Here is a 1,734-nt window from a genome sequence, read left to right on the forward strand (position 1 = left end):
GCCCGCCACACACCCTGTTTTTTAATTAATATAAAACAAAAACCCCGCCGCGCTCCAGCATCAGCTCCTCGACCTCACGGAAACTGAGCGGGAACCGGAAGTACAGCCACATACAGTGCGAGATCACCTCGACCGGATACCGGTGCCCCTTGTACGACGGCGACGCGCTCCCCACGATCCCCTCCACCGTGACCAACCCGAGGATCCTCCCATCCTGTCAGCCAACGTGACAGCGCCCAACTCCTGGCTCTGGCCAGCCAGTTTGCGATCTGCGGAGGAGTGCTATAGCGAGGTCGCTACACCATCGCTGCAGGGATCCCAGCCGGGGACCTCTTCACACACATACATGATTCCGGGACGTGTGTTTCCAGATTTCGTTCCACTGAAGTGTTGGCACTTCCCTCCAGCTCCGGTTCGATCGTAGTAGTAGTTGCCGTCTTCACTCCCAGCAGTGAAGTAGGCGTAGACGGGGTGGCCGTCCTTCTCTTGGTCGCAGACGTTGAAGTCGTAGTCAACGCGGTCCCACGTGGCCCTGTTACTGCCCTGATAGGTCTTGCCGTACCGGCTCCATTCGGAGATCTCGGCAACGGCCGACCGTGGTGTTCCGGCGGCCTGTGACGCAATGGCCGGTCCGGTCGTGGCTAGGGCTGCGGCGCCAGTCAGTGCCATTGCGGCGAGGTAGGTACGGGTACGTTGGAGTTTCACGGTGTCGTTTTCCTTTCTCTGTGAGTGACAAGGTGCGAGCGGTGAGGCGCGCCGCGGGTACTCAGATCTGTTGTCGGCCTCGTCACCGAAGAAGGTTGGAAGGCTCGTCAGGGCACGCCCTCTCGCCTGTTCCGCTGTCCTGGCGTTGACGCCGCCCGGGCGCGCCGCCGTTGTCCCCGGCAGGCCCGAAGCCACCACTACCGGGCGCGCCGCCGTTGTCCCCGGCGGGCGCGAAGGTCCTGTGCCCGGGTGCGGCGCCTGTGGTGGGTGTGGCGGCGTGGGCGGTGCCGGTCACGCCGCCGGCGTGGGCGAGGGCGGTTACTGACGCGGCGATAAGCCTTCGTGTGCGCATGTGGTGGTCTCCCCGTTGTGCCGCGCGGACCAAAAGAGATGGCGGCATGTGTTCCTCGGGGTGCCGGGTGGCTCCCCGCAAGGCAACACTCGCATTCCCGCGAAGTGCGTGTCCTGGTCATTCGGGCCTGCCCGAAACGCCCTCGCCAATCGCCCGCCGGGCGCTGAGTTCCTGGAGCGATGGCGCCCGGCTCGGGGTGGTGTCGACGCGTCAGAAGGTCGCGTTCGAGGAAGGACACGGCCGCTGCCGGTGCCTGGGTGGCCGTGCACGGCGCCAGGACCATGTCGGTAGCAGCCGGCAGTGTTGGTCTGACCATTGCGGTATCCGGCCGGTCATCCGCCGTGGAGCAGGTGTCTGCCCAGAGGGCTGAGCGAGTGGAGAACCCGGTTGTCCACGCGTCGGGTCACCGCGAGTCCGGCGGTCCGCAGAACTGCGACGTGTTCACTGGCCGAGGATGCGGAGACGGACAGGACGGCGGCCAGCTCGCCGGTGGTGACCGCGCCGTCGAGCGCGGCCAGGACGCGAGCGCGGGTCCGCCCCAGCAGCGGCACCAGCGCTCGCAGGTCACCGACCGAAGCGGTCTCGGCAGGGGCCGCCGGGTAGACGAGCACCTGCGGCAGGACCGGGTCGGCCAGGGCCACCGGCATCCGCCAGCAGAAGCGCGAGGGCACCAGGCA

Annotated in this window: 2 protein-coding genes and 1 pseudogene; all 3 read right to left on the bottom strand. The window is 66.6% G+C overall.

Translation table 11 applies throughout. The annotated features are described in order from the left end of the window. Positions 1 to 46 precede the first annotated feature (46 nt). Positions 47 to 175, bottom strand: a pseudogene (locus tag ABZ622_RS42005) (IS6 family transposase); the annotation flags it as partial. Between the two features lie 107 nt (positions 176 to 282). Further along, entirely contained in the window at positions 283 to 705 is a 423-nt protein-coding gene (locus ABZ622_RS42010; RefSeq protein WP_360552606.1) for a hypothetical protein, read from the bottom strand. 684 nt (positions 706 to 1,389) lie between these two features. After that, the coding region (locus ABZ622_RS42015) for a helix-turn-helix domain-containing protein (protein ID WP_360552608.1) at positions 1,390 to 1,734 on the bottom strand (345 nt) is incomplete at its 5' end.

This window comes from Streptomyces sp. NPDC007164, assembly GCF_040634135.1.
In the GTDB taxonomy this organism is placed as follows: Bacteria; Actinomycetota; Actinomycetes; order Streptomycetales; family Streptomycetaceae; genus Streptomyces; species Streptomyces sanglieri.